The 22591-nt window shown below is 55.0% G+C and carries 14 protein-coding genes and 2 pseudogenes; 8 read left to right on the plus strand and 8 right to left on the minus strand.

Going from position 1 to position 22591, the window contains the following annotated elements:
* Window positions 1-44 precede the first annotated feature (44 nt).
* The 3 genes and pseudogenes from C8J24_RS17795 to C8J24_RS03200 all read left to right on the plus strand — a co-directional run.
* Window positions 45-417 (plus strand): annotated as a pseudogene (locus C8J24_RS17795) (IS5/IS1182 family transposase); the annotation flags it as partial.
* Between the two features lie 181 nt (window positions 418-598).
* The gene (locus C8J24_RS03195; protein WP_107930235.1) at window positions 599-1054 is read left to right on the plus strand and encodes a hypothetical protein; all 456 of its coding nucleotides are present in this window, start codon (window positions 599-601) and stop codon (window positions 1052-1054) included.
* A 158-nt stretch (window positions 1055-1212) separates the two neighbouring features.
* The gene (locus C8J24_RS03200) at window positions 1213-3219 is read left to right on the plus strand and encodes a BTAD domain-containing putative transcriptional regulator (RefSeq protein WP_146163624.1); all 2007 of its coding nucleotides are present in this window, start codon (window positions 1213-1215) and stop codon (window positions 3217-3219) included.
* Here the strand turns inward: C8J24_RS03200 and C8J24_RS03205 are convergent.
* The 3 genes from C8J24_RS03205 to C8J24_RS03210 all read right to left on the minus strand — a co-directional run bounded on the left by C8J24_RS03205 (window position 3155) and on the right by C8J24_RS03210 (window position 7377).
* Entirely contained in the window at window positions 3155-5239 is a 2085-nt protein-coding gene (locus C8J24_RS03205; protein WP_338110799.1) for a YcaO-like family protein, read from the minus strand. The two genes, C8J24_RS03200 and C8J24_RS03205, sit on opposite strands and share 65 nt — an antisense overlap.
* 1140 nt (window positions 5240-6379) lie before the next feature.
* Window positions 6380-6547, minus strand: a complete 168-nt coding sequence (locus C8J24_RS17475; protein ID WP_167396682.1) for a hypothetical protein — start codon at window positions 6545-6547, stop codon at window positions 6380-6382.
* Between the two features lie 98 nt (window positions 6548-6645).
* Window positions 6646-7377: a Crp/Fnr family transcriptional regulator gene (locus C8J24_RS03210; protein ID WP_107930242.1), complete on the minus strand. Its 732-nt coding sequence runs from the start codon at window positions 7375-7377 to the stop codon at window positions 6646-6648.
* A gap of 1968 nt (window positions 7378-9345) precedes the next feature.
* Between C8J24_RS03210 and C8J24_RS03215 the strand changes: the two are divergent.
* The 3 genes and pseudogenes from C8J24_RS03215 to C8J24_RS03225 form a co-directional block, all read left to right on the plus strand.
* Window positions 9346-9581 (plus strand): annotated as a pseudogene (locus C8J24_RS03215) (integrase core domain-containing protein); the annotation flags it as partial.
* 390 nt (window positions 9582-9971) lie between these two features.
* Window positions 9972-10469 carry a Ros/MucR family transcriptional regulator gene (locus C8J24_RS03220; RefSeq protein ID WP_107930246.1) on the plus strand — a complete coding sequence of 166 codons (498 nt, stop codon included), beginning with the start codon at window positions 9972-9974 and terminating at the stop codon, window positions 10467-10469.
* Between the two features lie 696 nt (window positions 10470-11165).
* Complete coding sequence (locus C8J24_RS03225) at window positions 11166-12062, plus strand: sensor domain-containing diguanylate cyclase (protein WP_107930249.1); 897 nt, start codon at window positions 11166-11168, stop codon at window positions 12060-12062.
* Window positions 12063-12348: 286 nt separating this feature from the next.
* Here the strand turns inward: C8J24_RS03225 and C8J24_RS03230 are convergent, their stop codons facing one another.
* From C8J24_RS03230 to C8J24_RS03240, 3 genes are all read right to left on the minus strand, one after another.
* A complete protein-coding gene (locus C8J24_RS03230) occupies window positions 12349-13581 on the minus strand; it encodes an ABC transporter permease (protein WP_167396683.1) in 1233 nt (410 codons plus the stop codon).
* 240 nt (window positions 13582-13821) lie between these two features.
* On the minus strand, window positions 13822-14541 hold the full coding sequence (locus tag C8J24_RS03235; protein ID WP_167396684.1) for a trypsin-like serine peptidase: 720 nt from the start codon (window positions 14539-14541) through the stop codon (window positions 13822-13824).
* A 217-nt stretch (window positions 14542-14758) separates the two neighbouring features.
* Window positions 14759-16117: a hypothetical protein gene (locus C8J24_RS03240; RefSeq protein WP_146163627.1), complete on the minus strand. Its 1359-nt coding sequence runs from the start codon at window positions 16115-16117 to the stop codon at window positions 14759-14761.
* Window positions 16118-16497: 380 nt separating this feature from the next.
* Between C8J24_RS03240 and C8J24_RS03245 the strand changes: the two genes are divergently transcribed.
* A complete protein-coding gene (locus tag C8J24_RS03245) occupies window positions 16498-17106 on the plus strand; it encodes an OmpA family protein (protein ID WP_107930258.1) in 609 nt (202 codons plus the stop codon).
* A 388-nt stretch (window positions 17107-17494) separates the two neighbouring features.
* On the opposite strand, the gene C8J24_RS03250 is transcribed toward C8J24_RS03245, so the two are convergent.
* Window positions 17495-17860, minus strand: coding sequence for a LysR substrate-binding domain-containing protein (locus C8J24_RS03250; protein ID WP_107930260.1), 366 nt, complete (start codon window positions 17858-17860; stop codon window positions 17495-17497).
* Window positions 17861-18013: 153 nt separating this feature from the next.
* Window positions 18014-18778, minus strand: coding sequence for a winged helix-turn-helix domain-containing protein (locus C8J24_RS18050; RefSeq protein WP_107930262.1), 765 nt, complete (start codon window positions 18776-18778; stop codon window positions 18014-18016).
* 523 nt (window positions 18779-19301) lie between these two features.
* Between C8J24_RS18050 and C8J24_RS03260 the strand changes: the two genes are divergently transcribed.
* Window positions 19302-22586 (plus strand): TonB-dependent receptor domain-containing protein, encoded by a 3285-nt coding sequence (locus C8J24_RS03260; protein ID WP_107930265.1) that lies wholly within the window; start codon window positions 19302-19304, stop codon window positions 22584-22586.
* Window positions 22587-22591 lie beyond the last annotated feature (5 nt).

The following is a 22591-nucleotide window of genomic DNA, read 5'->3' on the forward strand; positions in this document are numbered from 1 at the left end:
ATTAGGCGAAGGTGAACTCGCCATCAACAAGATCGTCGCTCAACCGCCTGCGTCCCCGCAACCGCATTTTATGCATGCCCGCGGCGATGTCGGTCAGTATGGCTTCATCCTTTATCGCGTCCGCCAGCAGGACTGCACCAGCTGCAACCTGGGGCAACGCGGCACGGCCAACATGCCGGCCCGGAAGGTCGCTGGCTCCATCCACGAGGGCGCGGGTGACCTGGCCCGCAGCCTCCCGTCGCCAGCGAAAGAAGGTGGAGATGCTGTTTGTGTATCTCAAGCGCATCCTGAAACTGGATCGATTGCGCTGCGAGATCCCAGCGGCACCAGAGACGAGCTCTTCCTAGCCGCCACACCCAGAACCCCCGCAAGATGGCCAAGTTGATCCCGATGCCGACGCATATGGCACCCACCTGAAGCGCCGCGCACACCCGAGTCTATCACACACGACGATTTCCAGGGCTAGGATACAGAAATTGAGTTTCACGAATTATTCACGATTTTTTTACGAGCAAGCCTCGCCTCGGCTCACGCGTGCGAATGCACAAGCGCTTCACCCGGACGATCGACGTCAGGAGAAAAGCTGAGGATCAGGGAAATGAAGTCCATTTTTGGTAAGCTTGCTGCCGCCGTTGCGGTACTTTTTCCAGTCGCACCTGCCGTCTCACAGACCCCCATCGACGACTGGGTGAAGCAGGTAAGTATGAAGCTGGATGCGAACATCGAAATGCCAGCCGGCTCTACCGATGGGCTCATCACCGCCACATTTAAGAGAAGCGAGACCGGTCAAGCCACCGACGTGATAATTGACGGTCGAAACTCCGAACTAAAGCGCGCTGCACTAGTTACGATGCGGCGCCTGCGCGATTTACCTCCACTGCCCGCGGGTTTTGAGGGTAAACGCATCCGTGTAAATCTGCTGATCGGTAATATGTCAGATTATGGAGGCTATGTGCGTCAGCTACAGGTATTACGAACGCAAGCGTCGAGCAGCAACACACAGCCGGCGAAGCGGCTGTCGCCGGTCCAGGTCGCGCTGCTTGGGCCTCACTGAGCCTATCAACATACAGTCTGAGCGATAAGGCGGGAGCGGCAATGCCATTCCCGCCTTGTCGCTCGTTAGTGCGTAAGGCATGATAATATGGGCACGATGGTCTAATTGAACTATTGACCAGAAGATCGGCCGCGTACCCGCCTACTTGGAGGCAAGGTGTGATCGATGCCGGAACACCCACGTTGCTGCTCCGACTATTCGGCGAAGTTCGCTTGTGCGAAGCTGGAAAGGACATATCACCCAGGAGCCGCAAAACGCGCGCGCTGCTTGCCTATCTGTCGGTAATGCCATCACAAAGTGCAGCGCGCTACCGGCTTGCCGACCTTTTGTGGAGCGACCGCGCGGATGAACAGGCTCGAGGCAGCTTGCGCCAAGCGATAGCTGAAGTTCGCCGGTGCGCATCAGGTAGCCCGATGCTTTTCGTTGATCGTGATCGTGTTACGATAAATCTTTTTCGGATTACGACTGATCTCTACGAGATCGAGAGCGCAGCCACGGCCCGTAACATGCCTGAATTAGCGCGCCTGATGGCCCAAGTTAGCGGCGGTTTCGGCGATGATTTGAACGATCTTGCTGCTGGGTACGATGAGTGGCTTTCTATCGAACGGACGCATCTGCACGAAGCAATCACAGCGATCGTTCTAAAAGCAGCGACTGAGACGCTGGAACGTGCCGATCCCGGCGATCTCAAAATGATCCTGCGCGGCCTCGATCAGATTGACCCGTGGAACGAAGAAATTGCGCGACTAGGCATGCGAATAGATCGACTTGTTGATGACCGGGCCTCCCTGCATCGCCGGTTTAAACGACTGGAAGAAGGACTTGGACGCGAGTTCGGAGCAGTTCCATCGTCCGAGACGCGCGCAGTGTTTACAGCCCTAACCAAACTGGGGAGCGAGGAACCGACCAAGGATGGCGCGGTCACGTGGCTGACACCCGAAAAGTTACCCAGCAGTCAGATTGCGCCACTAACCATAATTGTCTCTCGAGTGTTGGTCGATCCGGACGGCCCAGACGCCGACCTGGCGGTGATCTGTGAAGAAGACATCCGGGTCGCATTGATCCATCTGCCCGACCTGCGCGTGGTGACGCTAAATGCCGCCAATGCCGAACAGGTGGAGATAATGTGCGCCGGCGCAGTTGGCGTTTATATGCTTTCAGGGCGGCTTCGCCGGTTGGGAAGCAGTCTGCGTGTCAATCTGCAGCTCAGCAACCTTCAGTCGAATGTTGTTATCTGGTCTGAGCAGCTCCGGCTTGAAAACGCGGACCCTGCTGCAACCGTTGACCATGTAGTCGAACGTGCGGTGGGCGCCGTGCTGCCCTCAATCAATCGCGATCTACCGTCACGGATGGCACAGCGCGCGAGCAATGATCGGGACGCGGCTCTACTTTACACAGAGGCACGGCTTAAGGTAAAAAGTGCGCGGACGCTCGAGGCCGCGCGGAGCGGATGCGTGCTGCTTGATCGGGTGGTGGAAATCGATCCTCGTCATCTCGGTGCGCACCTGTTGCTTGCGCGGATGTACCATACCGACTTTTGGCAGATGATGGCAGGGCACGATGTCGCTGCTTTTCGCGCACGCGCCAACGAGCATAGCGGCGAGGCTGCGAGGATCGACCCGAACAACGTCGAGGTGCAGGTGCGACGCGCTTGGTGCCGGTTGCGCGAGGGCGAGTGGCGTTTAGCGCAGGAGGGTTTCGAGCGGGCAGTCTCAACGCTGCCGCATGACGCGGACACGATCAACCCGTGCGCAGCAGGACTATGTTATCTTGGTGAACTCGCGCAGGCCGAGACGTTGATGCAGCGCGTTTTCCGCTTAAATCCATTTCCACCCCCCGATTATCACGCAGATTACGCCGTCGTGCTCTCGCTCGGCGGCCACGCTGTCGAAGCCGAAGAGCATTTCGACGTGTCGGGCGAGGTGGGCATCCTGTATTTGGCTGCAAGGCTCGCAAATCTCAGCCGGCTAGGCAAAGCGGGCGCGCGTGTTGCAGTAGCCGTTCGTCCAGCTTTCCTGCACGGCTTCCAAGCAGCGTGGCAACCTGCGCGCACGCCAACAACAAACGACATTCTTCAATGGTTTGCCGACACAGTCCCGGTCAGGCTCGCGACACACCGACAGCGTTTGTACGGCGGACTAGCGGCGGCTCTTGTGGAAGCGTAGTAAGCATCCGAAGATAGTCGGCGGTGAGCGGTGGCCGTGGCAGCGTGAAATTTCCCGTGCCAGCTGCCTTTGAAACTGCTGCGATTAGCCCAAGCGCATCCTTTCGCTTGAGCGAGGGCACCATGCCAAAGGTAGCGGCGCTCACGGTCGGCGATCGACCTGTCTGTTCTGCAAGGCGGCGCAGACAAAGGTGCCAGGTGCGTTCGTGATATGAAGCGGTGCGGACGATGCGCTGGAGCGCGCGTCGTTCCAAAGGGGGCATAGCAACCTGCCAAAGCGCGGCTTCGGCGTCGACGAGCGCGACAGTGAGGGAGTGATAGCCCAATTCGACAGGCGCATGATCTATCATCACCGCATCGTCTCGGCGGATTGAGCCTGACGCATAACCGACAAATATCGCACCGATCCCTCGCATTCCTGCGGCTGCAAGCTCTGCCGCGCGGATTGCTCCAAGGCTTGCGCCACCCAGCACCGGTACGCCCCGCGCAAGTAGGTTAAGGATCTCCTTGTGCCAAACAGTCGGAGCAACCTCAAAGCAGCCATCGATCAGTCCAACCGCTGGGGGCAGGTCGGCAAGAAGCATTGCCAAGTCGCCACACACAGCGGGCGATCGTAGGTCGATGCCCGGGGCGGTGAAACCAGGCGGAAGACTAGGTCCTGCGAAGACAACAGGGAGCAGCGCGGCCCGACGTCGCCTTACGGCGGGTTGAGGGAGGGGGCGGACAGCCGGCTCGGCAGCGCCGTTCATCACCAGCCGTTGGACCTGACGGAGACCCGGGGCGAAAGCGTGAACTATGTGGAGTGCCGAGTGCGGTTGGGGGTGACTGGCCGCTATGACTGGCAAGGCCGAACAATGGCTGGCGTATTCAAGCAGTGCATCCAAGTGTGAACGCCCCAGTGGATGATCGCGTACATCGGCCCATGCGAGTTGGCCGGGTCCGAAAGAGAGCGTGTCCAAGACAAGCGCCATCTGGCGACCCGCCCCGCCTAGATAATCGCTTTGCACAAGATCGTCGCGAGCGCCCGCAACCAAAGTCGCCTGCGCCTGGGCAGCCTCGAGCAACGCGCGCAGTAGCGCCACGCGACGATCGGAATGACAACCCGAGCCCGCAACTGGGGCCATGTCGGAGCTGCGACCGCGTTCGCGCCAGAGTGTACAGCGAAACGCCGCGACGCTTGACCCTTGTCCAATGCTCCAAACCCGTACGGCAAAACCTTTCGAGGCAAATCGAGACAGCAACGTCTGGATTAAAGGATCGATTACGCTCGCTGTGTCGAGCTGCATCTCGCGGCGCTGAGCCGGAAGAAGCGCATCGAACATTGCAACCAGATCGTGCTCGACGACCTCCGCAACGGCGCCAGTCAAAGCCTCTTCTATCGTGTTCCCGGTTGCCAAACCAACGGACATGGGGCGAACGTCGGGCAGAGGCTGTTTGGTCGCATCCAAACAAACCAAATCGAACGGGATCGGCGCATTGCGGCCGTTAGCCAAGTTATAGCCGTCTACCCATAATCTCGGTTGCTCCGGGTCGAGAGCTATAGCTCCGGGTTTGCGGATACCCGACGACCACATTGTAAGTGCATCACTACCCAATGTTCGCAACGGTATCATCGAGCCTGACGGAGGAAAAAGGCGCTCCGCAGAGTCGAGCTCGACCGCTTCAAGAAGTGCAGAAACGGCAGCAGCCATGACGGTTAGCCCTTTGCCTTGGCTAACAGAAAGCGAACGCGACCACGGGCGAACGGCCTGGAACGTCGGTACACCAAGTCCTCCCAAGCCGGTGACATCGGCGAGCCTCGTTACTCCAGCCCTGATGCCGGCTTCCCGCGCAGCAGCAAGCGTGGATGACAGCGGTCGTGATCGGTGCTGACCTTCAACGCCCAGCCAAGGCCTGAACGCGCGGATGTTGCTTATTCCCGACCGTCGCCAAGCGATCCGTTGATGTTTATATTGACCGTAAAGAGCTGTGGTCCAACCGCTCTGCTCAAATGGGACCGCGGTACATTGGATGAATTTGATAGCGCCACTGCGCGAAGCGGTTCGTGCTTGAAGAGATCCGACACTGCCTCGCGTGGCAAGCCCCCGATTGAGTCTGGGTCATCAGACGTCTGAACACGTTCGCACAACACAAAACGGCCAGACCCTGGCTTTTCTAGCTCAACAATAAAGTAGGATGATCGATCATTACCGGATCTAATCGCTTCTTCTTCCATGCTGACCTCCTTTTTTTACATGAGGCGACTACAATAAATTAGCGACTTTCATGTAATTTCCCTTCGCCAGATGATACCGAAATACGATCCCGCGCCCGGTTATACTAAGACCGGCTCTATACTTTACAGCGGCTTTCGCGACTACAAGCTCTTGAACCACGTCGGCAGTACCGGAACAACTGATCCACCTATCACCATCAAACTGAGCTGACATCAATATTGCACACGCTTCACTAGAAAGGTTGTCGGCTTCGGATTTTATCAATGACGTTTGTATAACCATGACACGAATTCCCATATCCTACGGATCTTTTTTAAATAGTCGCTTACGGCATATACCCAATTTTCGTATTACAAGTCTATATATGATCAGATATGATTAAGGGTGCTAAAGCACTGTCCTCATACTTATCTATCCTCGCGAACAGACTGTTTAGGCATTACTTCTTACTATGGATGCGCCAGCCTTCGGCTAAGCCGGATGTCTTTCCACCGCAAATATCCCCCGAGAGATATTTCGTTCGACTCGCACAATACGTCTCGGATGTTTTCAATAAACCATTTTTAGCAAATTTCAAAAGGAATGATGATATATGGAAATCGTCAATTTAAGTCATATAAGCGGTGCAAAACCGACTCTTGTGTGATTTCTAGGGTGTTCTACATGCCCACCATACTACCACTGTGTGTACCGCCGTACCATTTTTTAGTAAATTATAGGCCCAAATTTTTCTGGCAGCGATTCTTACTTATCATTTGCAAATTGGGTCGTCAGGTTTTTCTGGCAAGTTATAAAAGTTTCATTTTAACACCGTATTATCTAGCCACAGATATCACCGATCGGTATTTAGTGCGGTATGCTTGCCCTAGCTGCCTTAGTAATATCTGTTGAACAGTGCGCAACTCCGCAAAGTTCCTCTGACGTCGTGGTGGTCGTAGATGCAGGTCACGGCGGCAGGGAGGTTGGCGCGCCCTCGATGATGCGACCCAACGGATCGAAGATGAGGAGGGAAGTGAACTTCTTGATCTGGCCGCTGCCCGAGAATAAGCCCGCGGCGCCGCGCGGCAGCTGTGGGCCGCAGCAATCCTGGCAGGGCAAGACATTGAAGCGCATCGCTTCGTAATCACTGATCCCGACGGCAAGGTACTGGAAACTGTCGATATTGATGAGGCCTTGCCAAAGCGATTGACTGGCCGATGAAGCATCTAGCGTTACTTAGCAAAATGCAGGTACCGAGTACTAAAGTCAGCTATATCTTGTAGACGATCCCAATCGATGAAACGAATGTTTTTTCCATCTCGTGCTATCAAACTATCTCGGGTCAGGAGCTGAAGCGTTCTGTTTATGTGAACAGCGGTAAGCCCAAGAGCATCACCAAGTTGCTCCTGTGTCAGAGGAAGTTCAAAAGATCGATTGTTGATCTTATCTGTGCCGCCAATTCTAACGGCAAACTCGCAGAGGAAATGCGCGAGCCGGGCGCGGGCGTCTCGTCGGCCTATGTTCAATATCAATTCGCGAAGGATGGAGGCTTCGGTCAACATGATATTGCTTATGGCATGACGCACAACCACAAACTCCTCTGAGATAGCCTTTAACAGATCGCTTGGTACGATGACCGTTTTGCATCGGGTAAGTGCTTGAATATCGTAGTCTGGCATATCCAGGTAAAGGCTTTGCAGCCCTAACATATCCCCGGGCATCTTAATCGAAAGAATCTGGCGATCGCCATCGCGGTTTGTTTTCTGGTAAACAATCAAGCCCGACACCAGTACGCCGCACTTGTCGGCAAAAGCACCTTCCCGAACGAGAAAGCTTCCTGGATGCAACTGTTTTTCCACATAAGGCATCTGCAGAATTGCTTCAATTGCCTTGTCCGGGATGCGAGCGCGTTCACCTAGCTTCTCGACCATCCGGGCAAGTGGATTTTCGTCAGGCCGAGGCATCTACTTTGTCCTGTTTACCGAACGAACTCACCTTTCGGCGGATATGGATGGGGATCGCAAGTCCGCTATAGCGTTATTAACCTAACATAGGAAAGACACGCACAGGTAGTTTGTAGCCTAGCTGCGCTGGCTTCATGGCACTTAGTCTTTATAAGCATCGTCATAGCCGCAAGGCGGTCGAACAAAGCTGGTACGCCCTAACTGCCAGTCTTGGTCGCAGCCAAGGCGGCTTTACGGCCAAGATCTACGCCGTCATCATCGACGCGCAGACTAAGCCGGCAAGCGGCGGGCCATGATAAACAAGTGGCCGTTTTCCCACGGCAAGCATTACGCCCTGAATATCTCGTTTTGGGTGATTGCGGGAGGAGGACCGCTTCCTGACGTCCGCTGGCTGTTCCTGAATGGTGCGAAGTCGTAGTTGGCCGAACATACCGCGACATAAGCGGCTTCGGACTCTCGCCTGCCCTTGGGCCCGCCGCTTCGTCTTCATTCAGGGCTCTGCGAATTGAGCCTGCGCCGGATCGCTCTGCATCTTTCCCTCGCGAGCGGGCTTTGCGGGAGCGCTCGTGACGTCGAATGAGAACCAAGCCTGAAGCTTCGAAAAAGTGCCGCGGGTCGCCTTTGCGGCGATGCCCTGTTCCGACGGCGATCGCGGAAGCGTTGCTGGCTGAACTCGCCCGTCGTAACCTCAAGATATGATGACCGCCCGCCAAGTCTGGTTAAAGGCAATGACGATCGTCGAGGCGCGTGGAACCGTTGCGACCGCGTCTATGGTCAATACGTTAATGGAAATCGTAAGCGACGAGGCTGATCTACTTGATTGAGCGCATGTTGCCTATGCGATAGGCCCAATTAACAACGGCCGGATGCAATAACGCGAACATACGTCTAGCTGGCTATAGAGCCTAGATACAGTTTATAGGCCGTAAGAGAGCATCACGTAAGACATGCCTGTCAAGAACGCAGTGGCTGACAGCAGACTATTTCGTTCCATTGTTCGATAGAGTATATTGCGTTATATTAAAAGTGAATGTAACACATTCATCATACTTACCCAGGCTTACTCATATCAATGTTCATACTTCGCGTTTCTTCCTAATTCTGCCACCAGCAGTCCCCAATGACTTATTATCGTCATGGTACCATGCTAACGCACCTCTTTGGATAAATCGACTGGACGGCAACATCCGCTAACATCTGAACAATTGAGCATTTCTTTAAACCGTAGCGGTTGCGATATCGCTTTACGCGAACTTGACCATCTTTCAGGTTGGCTCCCCAGAAAGGGCTCGGAAAAACAGTGATGCTTGAATATCGCGTGTATGTTATCGGTAATGATGGTAAAATCGTCGAGCGTATCGATCTGGAGTGCCCAAATGATGCAAAGGCCGTTTTGGACGGAAAGACCTACGCTCGAAAGAACGATGTCGAGATATGGTGCGGTCAGAGGGTCGTTACCGTTCTGCATTCTCTAACCTGATTGAGAATGTCTAACAATTTCCTCTACAAACTTTTGAGGTGAAGAGTCATTCGCAGGCCGAATGGGTGTCGTGTATGAGCCCAGCTTGCCTTCTCGAATGACTCCGTCGGGTGCTTGGTCGTGCCAGCGAACCAATAAAGAACCATTTTTTCTCAGTTCAAGGTCGTAGGGATGATTTCGCATCGCCTTTGGATCAATGCCTAACTCGCGGGCAACACGAGCATGCTGATCTTCTGTTTCCCTGTTTGGCATAATCTGTCTCAGCGTCCCGCCTCGGTTTCAATACTGACGCGACAAACCTTCCAAAGATAGAGATTGATCCCGCCGATTTTTTCCAAAACGGCATTAGCGCTGAACTGTTGGCCCTACTCGACCAGACGAAGAAGACGCGGCAGCGGTCGCCCTTCGGGAATCCACGAGTTTTCCGGATCGCTATCAGTACTATCGATTGAAGCACCGGTAATTTGCTACCTGCGTAAGCCCGTCGCCATGGCAGCTGCTACATCGCTCGCAACACACGTGAGTTCGCCCGGCGCATTGGCCTAATCCCGCGCACGACCCCAGTCAGTAGTCCACAATGGAATGGCATGGCTGAGGCGTTCGTTCGCACCCTCAAGCGCGATTATGTCCGTGGGAACCCCGGGCCGAATGCGCAGAGTGTCATCAACCAACTCCTGGCTGGTTCGCCCATTATAACGAGGTGCATCCGCACCGCGCGCGCTGACGCGCGAGCGCGTAATCGCTGGGCTTGCTGCGGCAAAGCGTCGCGGACGCCAAGGTGGCTGCCCGCCGATGATCAATACCGAAATCCTCAAACGGATTACAGCCGCGCTTGATGGTGGGGCCAGCAAGGCATCTGTCTGTCGGCACAACACAACGCTATCGCGAATAGGCTCTGCAGGGTCGCTCACCCTGAGTGATATGCTGTAATCACGGCACCAAACGCCGGGCAGCTCGTGCCCCATTATGTGCAGTGCGTCCCAAGATGGATCACTAAACGGCAATTTTGTAAGCTTTTAGCAAACGGATCGCTTCCTCGTTAAATATCCGTTTATCTTGAACATCGGAGCGATTGAACCTAGTTGCATGCTCCCCTAAAGATACAGAGATTATAATGAACGATGATATCAACGCGGTCGAGTTGGCCGCTGAACTGACCGCTGCGTGGTTGGCCAATCCTAACACCCGCACGAATGCGGAGGATGTGCCCGCATTTTTGCGGTCAATGCATGCCGCTGTCGCTCAACTGTCAGGCACAGCTACTTCAGCAGCCCCGGAAGAAGCTGCTCAATCTTATGAGCCTGCTGTCACGGTGCGTAAGTCACTGGCGTCGCCCGATCACATCATTTCGATGATCGACGGCAAGCCATACAAGACGTTACGCCGCCATCTGTCGGGCCATGGCCTTACGGCCGAGGAATACCGAGCGCGCTATAATCTGAAGGCTGACTATCCCATGGTCGCACCAACGTATTCAGAAGCGCGTCGGACCATGGCAAAATCGATCGGCCTGGGGCGCAATAGGACTGGTCAGACGATTAAAAGGCCTACTGATGATTCCCCCAAGGCTCCTCGCAAACCTCGTGTAACCAAGGTCACCGAGGAAGCATAAGCAAGGCGGGGAGGTTAGCCCTCCCCGTATCCCTTCTGGCTTCGCTAAGTTTCGCGACAGATCGTTTACACATTCGAGACCGATGATGGCTTGTGTAGCGTTGCAATAGGGATGAGTTTCCGACGTCGCGCATGTCACCGATTTTGCGGCAGCGGAATGACTGAAATGTGGTGGAAACCGGACCGGCCGGTTACGAAAAACTAAGCTGGGAAGCTGACGTTATGGGTAAAGATAGAAGGAGCTCGAGCCAGTTCTTGACTGCGCAGTAGTAGCAGCTTGGACCGTAATCGCTTGGTTGCCGGTCATTTTCCTCGCTGGATGGACGGGGTCGGTTTCAGACGTTCTGCTCGACGCGAACGGCTATCGCCCTTGGACAACGCTAGCCGTTTGGCTGATCGCTATCGCTATCGCTATCGCTATCGCTATCGCTATCGCTATCGCTATCGCTATTTCTATCGCCGCGAGAAGCTCATCAACCGATAGTTTTACCTGCCGTGTGATGGGTCGTCTTTCCCGATAATATTGGCGGTCGAGAAGGCATCCACATTCACGGAATCGATGCGGTTGCTGGATTGCTGGATTGCTGGATTGCTGGATTGCTGGATTGCTGGATCAGGTATCCGTCGTTTCTTCGACACAAGTTAAGCAATTTATGCAATAATACTCATTATTTGCGTTGGATAGGACTTAAATTCCTTGGCGGATGATCAGCATCGCAGCCCCCCAAGTAGCCCGGTGGCGAGCTACCGCTCAACGTTCAAATGCGTCTTGGACGCGCTTCCTGATGGCGTTCTGCTAACAAACACCGAACGACAGGTCGTTTACTGCAACCCCGCATTTGCCAGGCACTGGAGCATTCCGACCAATTTATTGGAAGTCGCGGACGATACGTTGCTGCTGCGCTACGTTAAAGATCAGCTATTGAACCCGGCGGCGTTCGTCCATGAGGTAGAACGGATCAACCTGACATCGGAAACATCTCAGGATGAGATTTCATTAAAGGACGGACGTCTGTTGTTACGCCGCAGTGTGCCTTTGAAAGATCCAAGTGCATTTGCCGCAAGATTGTGGATATTCACCGACGTTACAGAAACCGAATATGCCCGAACAGACGCTTTATGCGGTATTTCAAATCGTCGAGCTTATGCCAGTGAGTACCCTCAATTTGTAGAGGGCGCCGACGACGGCCTCATGCGCTCCGTAGGTATTCTGGATATCGACAATTTCAAAGCATATAACGACCAATACGGGCATGCGGCAGGTGATATGGTTTTACGCCAAATTGGAGCATTGCTTCGCCATTGTGCCTTAGCGCAGGATGGACGGGCTTATCGGATCGGTGGTGAAGAATTTCTTCTCGTTTGCAAGACACAAGGCGCGAGCGACGCCCTTGCGTTCTTTGAAGCCTTGCGAATAGGCATTCTTAACATGCAACTGCCCCATACCGGCAATCCACCGCACAACATGGTAACGACATCCATAGGCCTTTCGATCTTCCGTGGGCCTAAACAGTCGTTGGCGATTTTTGACCGTGTTGACGCCGCCCTCTATCGTGCCAAGCACGCGGGACGAAACATTATCGAATTGGCGTAGTGAGTTGTGAAGCTGGCGCATCACGCCGCGCTCTCGCGAGGAACGTGGAGCGAGAAGCCCCAGCCCAATGCTTAGAAAACCACCGATATCGGAGGCCGTTTTCTCGAAATATGTTCCTAAATCGATTGTCCTGAAATGGCGTAAATGACACGGGAAATCGGGAATCCTTAGCTGACCGATTTTGGCGATGCGGAACCCTGCCCAATTTCTAAATGGGCGTCCGGCAAGGACGTCGCGCATCTCCTGAGTTTCGGATGTCTCGTATGTCCCGCCTTTTGCGACGGAACTAGGTGTGTCTGAGGACAGAAGCTGGATCAACAGCAGCTGCCCGTAGAGCTGGGTAAATTGTGCTGGTCACAACGCCGACCGCAACCAGCGCTACGATCCAGGCGATCTCGGTGGGAGAGATTACCAAGGGAAGGGAAAGCAGGACGTTGAGCTCAATAGGCGGGTGATCCATCATCGCACTAATTCCGGCGGTGATCGGATCTTTGGCGGCTTTCAGACCGAACCCGAGTGCCAAACCAGCCAGCTCGCCGACGAGGCCGATTGTCACGCCAACGACAATGAACACCTTCGCCGTGGAGTATCGCGACATGCCCATCGTCCGAAGAATAGCAATTTCGCGCACTTTATAGCGAACCAGCATCACCATCGATGACAGCACGTTCGACAAGGCGATGAGCGTTACCAACGATATGATCAACGTCATGGCCAGCCGTTCCTGCGCCAGCGCCGTGAACAGAGTTGCGTTCATGCTCTGCCAGGTAGCAACCGTATAGCCCGGCCCCAGTCGTTCCTTGATGGCCGCTACGACCGCATTTTGGTCTTCAGGATCACTGAGTCGTACATTGATTTTGCTGGCGACACCGTCCTTTCTCAGGATCGCTCGAAGGTCGGCGATCGGCATTATGACGCGGCGACTGTCGAACGACTGTACCTGCGTGCTTACGACGCCGGAGATGGCGAGATCGTGATTGTCGACAGCAAGTCCATCACGATCGAAGCGGACCATTGTTATCGCTGCGTGATCGCCAGGAGCAATCCCAAGCCTGTCCGCGAGATCGCTCCCCAAGGCCATGGTTCCTGAGCTCGTGGGAGCAGCGCCTGCAATGCTGTGTGCTGAGCCGTTAAACAGGGGGCTGACGCTTATCTGCGACGGCTGCACACCTTGCAGGTTAGCCGCAAACGACCTTCCGCCAGCGGTAATCAGACCGGAAGCGTCTAGCGATGCGGTTGCCGTCTGCACCCCGCGAATGGATTCAAGCGTCCGTTGCACCTCGCCCGGGCGAGCAATTCGAAGCCTCGGACCACTGACGAACAGGTGGCCGTCCGCCGACGCGATCTGCCCTGCAAGTCGGACCTCGGCGCCATTCATGAAGCTCACGACTAAAACCAACGACGCGACGCCGATCATGATGCCGGCGCACCCGATCGCCGCAATTAGCAGTGCTAAGCGCCCACCTGCGCCAGGGACCAGGAAGCGCGAGGCGAGAAGCTTCTCGAAAGTCGTGAGCAAGGACATCCTTCCAGCAATGCCTGCATCCTAAAAACAGGAGCGCGACCTTATGGTACGATCCTGTTGGTAGGCGCCAAAATGAACGACCACCAGTGCGTGCTAAAAGCGGCACTCTTCGTCCAAGTAGGGCCACCACCGCCCAGTGTCGCGAATTTGCTGATTTTAGAGCGTCTCGTATGTCTCGCCTTTTGCGACAGCAGACTCTCATATTGTGATTGAATTAGGGAATAAGCCGGTCGGTCAAATGAAGCGGATAAGAGTATCGAATAAGCCGTCATCAATGCGTCGAGCTCGATTCACTCGGTCACTCCCATAAGTGTGAATGCCTACGGCTACGCGCTTGTCACCAAACAGCGCGAAGATCGGCGATCCACTCATGCCCCCTTCTGTGTCGAACTCGTAGAGAAGGAACTGCGGGTTGACCTGCTCGACCCTCCCACCGTTGAAGTACTGGGTCCGAGGGGATCGGTCGATCGGATAACCGCTCACGTTGACAAGCAGCGGGACGAGCTGTGCGTCGGTGTAGCTCGCCAGGCCGAACCACCCTAGCCGCGCACCAATTGTCGCGTCGTCCATTAGCAGGACACCAAAGTCGAGCGCTGCATCGTCCGAACCCGCAAGCCAAGCGGGATCGCAATATGTCCGGGTTACGGCGAACGTGCCGAACGGTGCCGTCACCCCGTCGTAGCCGGGGGATACAAGTATCTCTGTCGCCTTACCCTTTTGTGGGTGCCGCACGTTGTGACCCGCCGTCCCAAGTGCGCTGGGTCCTAGAAACCAAGCCGTGCCAAGCGCACGCTGTCCGTTCTCGTAGGTAATCGTCAGCATGGCAATCGCCCGCCAAGGCAATCGGGTTGTGTCGCCGACAGAAACGCGCTCGTCGCGCCCAATCACATTCTCCAAAGCAAATCCGCTCTGCGCAACGATCGGCGTTGGTGGCAATGGTGACTCCGGAAACAAGCCGCGGTTCCTAGCGACATATGCGTCGAAGCCCTCCACTCGCTCGAGGGAACTCGCCCCATTCGTCTCTACCATGCGACCGAGCCGCAGCCTTTCCGAGGCAGGAAGACCTCCAACATCGTCCTCGATCGGTTCCTGAGCGTGAACCGTAGGTCGCCTGAGCGCCGTGAACCCGCTCTCGATGCCCACCCCAGCCGCGCGGCGATTCTTCCTAGCTTTAGTGTCCATCGGCCCCCTCCGTCTTCCTCACGGCGTCATTGGTTCCGATACCTGCCTTGCCTAGGTCCTGCTTCTTCGGCGTTCCTGGAGGATTGACCTTCGGAACAGCTTGGCCGTCACCCTGAGATGTTTCTCGCGCGGGCTGTCCCAAAATCTTTTCGGATTGCGCCTGACCCTGCGGGAGCGCGGCCTGTGTCACGATCGGCTTGGTAGCCCCTCCCACCGACAACTCCGGAACCGGAACCTCAAGGAGAGCAGTTTCCGGCAAGAGCTCAGCCGCCTCGGCTTTTTCCTTCGCGTCCTCCTGAGCTTTTTTTAAAGCGATTTCGTCGTCGACAGCAATCTTCCGCTTTTTGAAGACCGAGGAAAGCTCATCAAGGTAGGCGCTAACTAAGGTCGCGGGCAGGAGGAGTATGGCCGCCGCCTCGGATGTACGCACCACCTCCCTCTTCGTCAGAATACCGCGATCAATGGTCAGGGTCGTTTTCACGTCGGCAAATCCTGAGCGGGAAACAGGAATCGCAACCGGATCAGATTTGTTAGGTAGATGTAGGATCGGGCTTTCGCGGCGTCGGCCTGCCATGCTCACTACCAGAGATGCCGGGACCTGCACTGGCACGCAAACGCCCACTTCACACTTCGCCAATCCATTGCGCCGGAATGGAGAGAATCCCGACAACGACAGCGTAAAGTCGGAGGGCTGCGGTGCCGTGAGCGACAGTTTGGCTAGGGCCGAGCCTGCACCACCAGCAGCGGCCATCATGCGGAGGCGAGGTACACCAAGCCGGTCAATTCCGTCGCGTATTGCCATCTGCACCGCAGCAACTTCGCCACAATCCGCGGGATCGAATCTGACCGCTATCAGCTCCTCTTCCTCAGGATCCATCGCCGACTCCGCAGTGAACGCGGCTACTGATTTAGCGAGGTTGGCCAACGCCTCCGTAGTCTGCTCTTCGGTATCAGCCCCAATAGACTTGAGCAGTGACCGCTCAGTTTCAATGGTAATCGTGTCTTTATGAAAGCCGCTAATGCGGTGACTGAGCATGAATGGCCCTGATACAGCTATATTTGAGGCAGCCGCGCAGCCGGGTGCAGCTGGCAAAGGAGTTACTAGAACCTTCTGTGTGTCAGCCACGATCTCTGGCTGGTCAATCACAACACGCAGCCCGCGTGCTGGGCTGGCAATCAACCGAGCGACTAAGACTGCCCTTGGCAGATAATACACCTCACCGTCGTCTCGCTTGCTTAGAATGTTGGTATCTGACGACGTCTTTATCTGTGTGCTCGACAATGCGGGACCGCATGCACTCAACACAAAACAAGCAGCTATTTCAAACTTCCGTGCGACGTTGCGCATGGCGGCGCCCCTCCGGTTCCTTTGCGATTAGTACGCTATGGCTCCGACTCGCCGCGCAATGACAAGGCACGACCGGGGACGATAAGATCGTCCCACGGCCGACATTTGAATGCAAGGTCTAACGGCAGAGCCTCTTTTTGTATGAAGGGGTCACTGCACGAAAGTGAAGTTTACGTACGCTAGAATCGAACGGACAGTGGACGCGGACGGTCCTAACGTCGGAAGGGTATTACGACAGCCCAATCGAGGAAGGCAGGCATATATCCCCCTTTGGCGCTTCGAAAACACGGATCCGCATCGATATCTCCGCAACATCGCTATTTGCGCCCTTAAAAGCGATCTGCTCTAAAGTCGTTGGCGTTGCATGGGCGGATCGTCACATGAAATATTTGGCTGACATCCTGAATGCGTTGGCTGGGATCATAGAGAAAGCTGGCGCGGGCCCCCTCGCGTTCATGGCTCTCGCGGCGATCATTGTAGCGTATCTCGCCGCTCGGTGGTTCGGTAAGGATCACGTCTCAATCCGGTTGATCGTGTTCCTTGTCGTGCTCGCTGCCCTAGGCACCGTACCTTTTATTGTTCAGATTGTGGCGGGGAGTGAGGAGCCGAAGCCACCGCCACCTATCAGGCCGGCTGAGCAACCCGCGCCCGGTAAGTTCATCGTGTTCTTTGATTGGGACAAGGCATCAATCACACCGGAGTCAGCCTCGGTATTGAACCTAGTTGCGAAAGCATATCACAGCCGAAAAGGCTACGATCTCTATCTTCAAGGCCGCGGCTATCACGACGAGCTGACCCCCAAGATCATCTCCGGTGAGAGCCGCAACAAGTCTGTGAAAGCGGCATTAGTCGAGCGAGGCATTCCAGAAAATCGTATCCTCACCATGGAGGTAGGCTCCGATCGACCACCCGTTACAACTGCTGTTCCAGAAATTATTGCATCACCCGCAGCGCGGCGTGTTGAGATCGAATTCAAACCGATCGAGTGAGAAACGGCGGTCCGGTGTAAAACGAAATCCGAGCCAGAACGACGAGGCGGCGATTATCTATTCCAATGGCTCCAAAGTCGCTTTGCGAAACCAGTTCCCGAATTTACTTGCCCAAAATGGGCGGTGGAGACGGAGAATCGGGAAGTGGTAACGAAACGGTCGCGTTGCAAATGTGCTAAGTTTCTGACGTTGCGAATGTCGCCGCTTTTGCGACAGCGGAATGTCGCATCTTGGTGGTGAGCCGTCCGTCCGCTTTCGGGCAAGCGGAGGCGGATAGCTGACGTAGCCGAGCGCGGCCGGCGTTGCCATAAAGGATGCTATTTCGAGAAAGGCAGCATCTGCCAGAAATGTGGTACGCTCCTTTCTCAGGCGGCACCTCGCCAAGACGCTATGGTTTGCTTAGTGCCTCGCCGAGGTGATCTACGATCGCCATGACCTTTGCTAAAAGCTGTGGACCAGCCGGAAAGATGGCATGGACCTCGGCTAGCGCGAGCTGCCAGGCTTCGAGCAACTGGGGGAGCTGCCCGGTTCCCAGTTGCTCGCCGGCCATGATGTGAGTCGCGAGCGCGATACCCATGCCCGCAACTGCCGCTGCCAGCACGCCTGGCGCTGAGTTGATCGAGAGCTTTGCGGAAACGGCAACGGCAGCACCAGTCTGACCGTGCGTGAAGCGCCAGCTCTCGCAACCAGACAGGCCGTGCTGGATGATGCAGGCATGTCTCGCGAGTTCGACCGGATCGGCTGGCGGCCCCAGAGTCTAAGATATTATTTCCCACTCAACCGGAGTCAATACTGACGCCTGGCAATGCTTCGCCGGTTGCGTGGTGAATTTTGGAGATGATCAATAGCGAAGCAGTTTGCTTACCCCCTCTTCCAGCACCGCCTATATAAATGAAGCGATGCGCCGCTATCGCGTAATCAACCTGTATCCAAGTCCCCGAACAGTCTCAATGACGTTTTCATCACCATAACTCATCATCTTTTTACGAAGACGACTTACCAATACGTCCATCATTCGCGGACGACCGTCATCATCATTACTCTTATTAGGAAAATAACGTAAGTCTGACCGGCTTCGAACGAACCCAGGATTGCTTAAAAGGCACCTTAGAATTGAGTATTCGGCACTTGTTAAGTGTATTATGTTCTTAGTAGGCGTAAGCAGCTGTCGCCTGTCCGCCTGAAGCTCCCAGCCAGCGAACTCAAGGCTTCCCAATTTACGCTTTACCTCGGGTCTTACTGAGGTCCGGCGAGTAATGGCGGCTGCTCGCGCACTGATCTCACGAGCGCTGCACGATACATCGACACAATCGTCCGCTCCCATATCGAGCGCAACTATCCGATCTACGTCATCGTTTGAACTCGATCGCACAATTATACCGGGCCGATCGTTGACTAATAACAGGCGCCCAATCACCGACGCCGTATCTGAATATAGAGACGGGCCGTCGACGATCATAATATCAACTGTTAACGAGTAAGCGACGCTTACAACATATGATATGTCCGTGGTATGTTCAACAATAAAACCATATCGGTCTAATGTGCTTTTAAGCAGCTCGCAATCGTCCAATTTACTGCATATCAACACAGTTTTGACGTGGTTAGAACACGAGTCTCGCAAATTAACATCTACTGACTTAACATCGAGTCGCGGATTTTCCATGAACATTTCTCTAATTCAGAGAGGCGTTGCAGCGCGATAGAATGAGCAGCCCACGCGCAAAAACGATCAATACGGCGCCACGCTCGGCCAATCGTCCCGACACTATCATAAGATACACAAGTGAGAACCATGCCTGGCCAAGCCTGGGTTACGATCAGGGGTCGCGTACTTCTAATGGTCCAACATGAACACAATGCGTCTTCAACAGGCCTGATCCATTCAAAGTGGCCTAGAAAGGGGCGGGATGATCGCCATTCTGGTATAGCGTTCTGACGCTCGCTATGAGCAGGTGGGCAGGGTCTGAGCGAATTAACACAAAATACCAGATTTTCCTTACATAACATCACTAAGTGTCTCAACATTGTCACGATATTAAGAGATGTTGCCGAGTTTGGTCAACATGTGTCATTTAGATGACACCGGCCGGAATAAATTACCGACAGCACTTTCCGAGCTTTATAAACCCGTGCGGTTAGGCGAGCTTAGCGGCTGAGCACCATAAGGTGTCGTACGTTACAGGGATGTAGTGATGATCCGGTTTTTGACAGCGACGGCGTTGGTAAGCTCGTTAAGCCTGTTTCCAGCATATGTGCAGGCGCAGAACGCGGGCTCTCCCGCGGCCGGCGCTGCAGATGCGAGCGCTACTGATACTCAAGTCAGCACGGCAGTTGGTAGCGATCCTACAGTCGTAGACGAAACTCCTCCTGGCGGGGGAAGCAAAGAGATCGTCGTGACGGGATCGCGCATCCGGCGACCGAACCTGGAATCAACTGTTCCAATTGCCTCTATCCGTTCTCAAGATATCTACAGCAGGGCCGATCCAAACGTCGGTGAAGCGTTAAACGATCTTCCGCAGCTCCGCAGCACATTCTCGCAGCAGAATCCTGGCTCGGGAATTGGCGTTGCAGGCCTCAACCTTCTCGATCTTCGTGGGCTTGGGGTGCAACGCACGTTGGTGCTGGTTAATGGTCGCCGGCACGTGCCGTCGGATATCCAGAATACGGCAGCGGCGGTGGATACTAACACCATCCCAACCGACCTAATCGAACGTATCGACATCGTGACCGGCGGCAATTCGGCCGTCTATGGCTCCGACGCTATCGCTGGCGTTGTCAACTTCGTTCTAAAGAACAATTTTGACGGTCTGCAATTACGCGCGGGCAACAGCATTCCTCAGTTTGGGTCGGGCGGCAACCGTTACATATCCGGTATTGCAGGTAAGAACTTTGCCGATGACCGAGGCAATCTCACGGCGGCATTGGAGTACTCGAAGCAGGATCGTTTATTCGGTTCGCAGATCCCGTATTTCCGTCAATCTAACGGCTTTGTGACCAACGACGTCGATGGTGCCGGACTGACGAATGGCAGCGACGGAATTCCGGACGTCGTCTTTGGGCGTAACATACGGTCCTCAACGATTGCTCGGTTCGGCTTGGTACCAGTCGTACAGACCCGCAACACCGCAGCGCCCTGCGGCGCGGGTATCCCTGGCGGCACGGGAGCCCGTACTAACTACAACTGTAATTATCTTTTTGATTCAGCCGGTAATTTGGTGCCGCAAACCGGCAACCGGATCAGCACCGGGCCTACCGGTACATTCCTTGGCGGTAATGGCGACAACAACCGTGAGGATCGTCTGCTTTCGGTTTTGCCGAAGAACGAACGCTTCAGCGCAAACTTGCTAGGACACTTTAAGGTAAGCGATGCGGCTGATTTCTTCGTTGAAGCTAAGTACGCTCGGGCGCATACAGTCGGCTCGAATTCGGGGCCGGCGTTCAATCAGGGATTTAACCAGACCTTCAGCGACTATCGAGCTAATTATCGCCTTGATAATCCGTTCCTAAACAGCGCGGCGCGTACGACGCTCACGAACGCTATTCTCGCATCGGGAAGTAATACCAGTTTGACGGGCGGTGCCGGTGCGCTCTCAGCTGCAGACCGCGCTGCGATTGCCGACGGAAGCTATCGCTTTACCAACGCTCGAAACTTCTCTGACCTGGGTATTCGTGACGAGGACACGGTACGTGAGGTTTACCGCATCGTTGCAGGTGTGCGTGGGGACCTAACGCCGCATGTGAACTATGAGATTTCCGGCAACTACGGCCGTGCAAATCAGAAGATCACGATTCTTGGTAACGTCAATCAGCAGCGGCTGCTGCTGGCGCAGGATGCTGGCATAGATCCGAACAACCCCGGCGCCGGCATTCAATGTCGCTCCAAATTTGACCCTGCGGCCCGAGGGGGGGTTGCAGACTTGGACGGCAATGCCGTTGCTGCTGCACGCTTGGCTAGCGACATCGCCGCTTGCGTACCTTACAATGCGTTCGGCGGCTTGGATAACACCGCCGCGCGCAATTACATCGTCAGCAACTCAGGAAGCCGCGGTCGTCTTTCACAGTATGACGCTACTGGCTTTGTGAACGTCGACAGCGGTGGTTTCTTCAATCTTCCGGGCGGCGCTATCGCAGTAGTCCTCGGCGGCGAGTACCGCCGGGAGGATGCAAACTTCGTTGCGGACCCGGACGTCCAAGACGGGCTGACCTTCCTAAACGCGCTTCAGACGTTTGATCCACCGACGCTAGAAGTCGCTGAAGGCTTCGGCGAGTTGAACGTGCCCATCTTGAAGGACATGCCCTTCTTCAATAGCCTCAGCCTGAGTGGTGCCGCACGGTATTCGCACTACAACAAAGCATATGGCTCCACTGGCAGCGTTTGGGCTTGGAACTTTGGCGGTGAGTGGTCGCCGGTCCGCGATATCCGTTTCCGTGCCAACTACGGCAAAGCGGTTCGTGCGCCCAATTATACCGACACTGCTTCGCCAACGAATCAGGACTTTGCACCTGGCTTCTTGGATCCATGCAACGCAGGTCGTATTGGGTCGGGTACTCCGCAGCGCAACACTAATTGCCAGGCTGCCCTCGGCGGTTTGATAAACAACGCGGAATTCCAGGGCTTAACCAATCTCGGCTACTCGCTTGAGATCCTGAGTGGCAGCAATCCATTGCTCGAGCAGGAAACGTCAAAGTCGCTGACGGTGGGTGCAGTGCTTACCCCCCGGTTCCTGCCAGGCTTCGATTTGACGATCGACTATTTTGACATCGACGTTAAAAACGTCATTACAGCGGCGACTGCGCAGCAGATTGTTGATCTATGCTATGACAACAGTCAGTTCTGCAATCTCTTCCAGCGCTACACTGGGAGCGGAGCTGGTCCAAACGGTGAGGTACCTGGGCAAATTCTTCAAGGATCACTGACCCAGGCAAGTCTTAATTTCGCGTCGCTTAAGCGCCGCGGTATTGACGTACAGGCGAACTATAATCATTCAATTGGCGAAGCTGCTCGCCTTAACGTTCGAGGTTACTACACCCACCAGCTTCGAAACAGCAATTTTACCGACCCGACGCGTCCTAGCTTTGAGACGCGTATTCTTGGTCAGCTGGGCACTCCCAAAGATGAGTTCACGTTCAACGCCGATTTAACCGTTGGTCAGTTCACCGTAGGGTATGGCGCACATTATATTGGACCGATGCTTACGACTGCCTATGCCAACCTATACCCAATCAATGGCAACCCCGCGCAAAACGTCGATGCAAATGATATCCGACGCTATCCAGACGTAGTGTACCACAATGTGCGCGCTTCGGTGCAACTCGGCTCGGATACGGCAAATCGTAAGGGGATGGAGTGGTTCGTCGGTATCGACAATCTCGGTAACCGAAAGCCACCGCTGGGTTCGACTGCAACTGGGGCTGATAGCGCCATCTACGAAGTCATTGGGCGGAGCTTCTTCACCGGCGTCCGGGCAACATTCTGATAACT

Source organism: Sphingomonas aerolata, assembly GCF_003046295.1.
Lineage (GTDB): Bacteria > Pseudomonadota > Alphaproteobacteria > Sphingomonadales > Sphingomonadaceae > Sphingomonas > Sphingomonas aerolata.